The 3,197-nt window shown below is 27.2% G+C and carries 3 protein-coding genes; all 3 read right to left on the reverse strand.

What is annotated here, in order from left to right; genetic code table 11:
* Positions 1 to 211: 211 nt before the first annotated feature.
* Positions 212 to 511 (reverse strand): type II toxin-antitoxin system RelE/ParE family toxin, encoded by a 300-nt coding sequence (locus HM985_RS16915; RefSeq protein ID WP_179314848.1) that lies wholly within the window; start codon positions 509 to 511, stop codon positions 212 to 214.
* The gene (locus HM985_RS16920) at positions 504 to 755 is read right to left on the reverse strand and encodes a type II toxin-antitoxin system ParD family antitoxin (RefSeq protein WP_042297154.1); all 252 of its coding nucleotides are present in this window, start codon (positions 753 to 755) and stop codon (positions 504 to 506) included. The genes HM985_RS16915 and HM985_RS16920 overlap by 8 nt, the downstream gene beginning before the upstream one ends.
* Before the next feature lie 173 nt (positions 756 to 928).
* Complete coding sequence (locus HM985_RS16925; protein ID WP_179377390.1) at positions 929 to 3,106, reverse strand: tetratricopeptide repeat protein; 2,178 nt, start codon at positions 3,104 to 3,106, stop codon at positions 929 to 931.
* Between the last annotated feature and the right edge of the window lie 91 nt (positions 3,107 to 3,197).

Genomic DNA, 3,197 nt, shown 5'->3' on the forward strand with positions numbered 1-3,197 from the left:
TTTTTATTTTAATGTTTTTGTTTTTATAAGCTGTACTTTGATGGTTTTGCAATGTTTTCCTGCATTAAAGCCAACGTTGTTGTGTATGGTTAGTTGCGTGGTTTAGCAACTAAATTAGTAAACTTTTACGAACCTGTGAATATTCCGCAGGAATATTCGCAAGTAGGGAAGAACAAAGCAATTAATTATACACTGTGTTGTGTGCAGTTTTTTATTCCGCTATTCTTTTCTTTAAGTCCATTCTTTCGTGCAGTATTCTTGTTATCTCTACATAATTTTCATTCAGAGTTCTGTAAAAAATTATATGTCGATTTACCTTAATTCCGAGAAGTTGTTTTGATATTCCTTCGTAGTTTTTTCCTAAATGAGGATTTTCTGCAATTTCTTGACAATCAGAAATCAGTCCATCGTAATATTTGTCAGCTTGTTTTTCCGACCAAACCTCAAAGGTATAATCCCAAATCTTTGATAAATCCTCAACAGCTTTGTTCGTCAACTTATATTCAGCCATTCGAGTGCTTTTTCGCTTTTAGAGATTCAAGATGCTTTTTTGGGTCAAAATCGTGAGCTATTCCGCTGTCAATTCCTTCTTGTATTGCAGTTTTCAAAGCAATTACTTTACTTTCTTCTTCCTCTAAAAGTCTCAATCCAGCACGAATTACTTCACTGACGTTTTTAAATCTTCCTTCACTAATTCGGCTTTGCACGAATTGGTCGAAATAATTTCCGAGTGATATTGATGTGTTTTTGTTCATTTGATACTAATTTAACTCAAATATACCAAAAATTGGTATAATAGCAAAATTTGCCTCAAATTGCACACAACGGTCTCGGCTATGAGTAGTTGCGTGGGTTAGTACTTAACTTTGCAAGTACACACCAAGTTGAAAATCCGCGAAGATTTTCAGAAGTAGGCGAGAACAAGCAATTACTTATAGCCATTGTTGTAGTGCGTTATTTTTTTATTTTTTAGTTCTACTATGAATCTATGATTGTTATCAAAATAATTTTTTGCTATCTCAAATGCTTGATTATATTTTTCGGTTGATAGAAATATGTCTTTTTTATTCTCTTTAATTATGTCTCCTTCTAAATTCAGTAGATATGCATCATATATTGTTACTTCTTTATTGAAACAATTTGTTTTCGTTAATTGGGCTTTCTTTAAGAAATCTAAAGCTTGGTCATATTTTTTCTGTTTTAATTTTAATTCAATAATATTTGAATAACATATAAGCTGATTTACATTGCTTTGTTTGCCATAAAAACCATCTAGTTTTTTTATTGCAATTGTATATAGTGAATCAGCTTTTTTATACTTTTTGCGATGAAATTGATTTGTTGCTAAACCATTGTATGCAATTCCTATTTTAGAAGATTTACTAATTCCAAAATTTTTATGGCATTCAATTGTTACTTTAAAAATTGAGTCAGATAGTTTTTTATTAAATCCAGTATTGATATTCCCTAAATCGTTATGAAAAGTAGTAGTACTTGAATAATTGGTTTCATACTCGGATAAAAAGTTGATAATTTTTAAGTTAAGGCTATTTCTATCATAGCTAATATCCAGCTTGTCATTTATTTGAGCTATTTTTAATTCGATTGAATTTTTTTGGACTTCTTCAAAGTCTTTAGGATTATTAAGAGCTTTTACGTAATACTTTTTTGATTCAATATAATTTCCTTTTATAAAGTTATAATATGCTAAAAGTTCATCTATAAATGCTTGATTATAGCTTTTATTATTAATTTGAGAAATTAAATCTTGAGTAGTTTTTATTTGCTTTTCAAAGTTCTTGTAATTTGAGTTTTCAAGTTCTAATTTTAGTAATAACAGATTTGAAAAAAATAAACTGTTCGGTTTGTTTTCTTGCTCAAAACATTTACAAGTTTTTTTAGCAACATCTAAAGCTTCTTTAATATTTTCTTTTTGTAGAATTCTAGTTTTGTAAAATAAATATCGGCAGTCGTTATTTGAAGTGATTTTCCCATATTTATTTAAATATGTTTTTGCAGTTTCGGTGCTATCTGTAATCAAATAATTTTTAATCAATCGAACATAGGTGCTCTTAAATGAATTTATATTGTTAATACTGTCTTGATTTAAGATAATTAAAGATGCTTTATTTAAGTCTATAGCATTACTATAATATGAACGTGTGTAATAATTGTTAGACGCGTTTTCTAATATGTAGTGATAGTCGATGTCAAAAGTGTCTTTTATTTTTAGATAATTATCAACCAAATAATCAAGTTCAGAATCATAATTGTCATAATCTGAAAGTTTATTATATGTTAATAATAGATTATAACGATTCCAATATATATCACTTTCTGTAGATTTTACATATTTAGGCTTATGTTCTTTATGTCTTAAAACACTATCTGCTTTTATATAATTGTTTAAGGCATTTTTAAAATCATTTTTATTATAAAAATCATCTCCATAATCTATATAAGCATCTGATAAAAATTCATATGTTCCTGAAAAGTCTTGATAGTAGAGAGTATCATAATTTCTCCATTTCTTACCGTATACAATAGCTTCTTTAGCTTTGTTAATAGCTTGGTCATATGCTTTTAAATTCATAAATTTTTTATACTCGTCTATTTTTTCAAACATTAATAAGTTATTCGATAAACTAGAATCTGGCCTAAGCATTCTTAATAAGAAATCCCTATAGGTTTTAAAATGAACACTAGAAAAAGTAAAAAATGAAGTAATAACCGCTATAGTTATAGACCTAAAAAAAATATATTTAAGTTCTTTATTAAAATTATTTTTATTATAAATCCATAATCCAATTAATATAATTGAGAATATGATATTTATGGAAACTAAAATCTTTCTAAATACAGATACTGGAAGCCATAATGTAAATGTGAAAACACCTAGAGCAGAGCCTACACTTATTCCTGCTAATATTTTCAGTTTGGCTTTATTATTTTGATAATTTAAAAAATAAAAGCCACCAAATATGTAGCAAATACTTAAAATAGAGGTGCTAATTAAAAGAGGAGTAGTAAAATAATGTCCGAATATTAAAACTCCGAGAAAAAGAGATAGAATAATAATGATTAAGATTTTCTCACTTTTTTTCATTTAGTTTCTTGTTTTTGTATTATACTGATATAGGTTGACTCTTTTTGGTTAATATTTAGACGTTCAAAAGATTTTTTTTTCAGCGGTTTAG

The sequence above is a fragment of the Winogradskyella wichelsiae genome (assembly GCF_013403925.1).
GTDB lineage: Bacteria > Bacteroidota > Bacteroidia > Flavobacteriales > Flavobacteriaceae > Winogradskyella > Winogradskyella wichelsiae.

Bases quoted from the DNA above. Each gene is read 5' to 3' on its own strand.
- HM985_RS16915 (WP_179314848.1), bottom strand. From the start codon at position 511: ATGGCTGAATATAAGTTGACGAACAAAGCTGTTGAGGATTTATCAAAG.
- HM985_RS16920 (WP_042297154.1), bottom strand. From the start codon at position 755: ATGAACAAAAACACATCAATATCACTCGGAAATTATTTCGACCAATTC.
- HM985_RS16925 (WP_179377390.1), bottom strand. From the start codon at position 3,106: ATGAAAAAAAGTGAGAAAATCTTAATCATTATTATTCTATCTCTTTTT.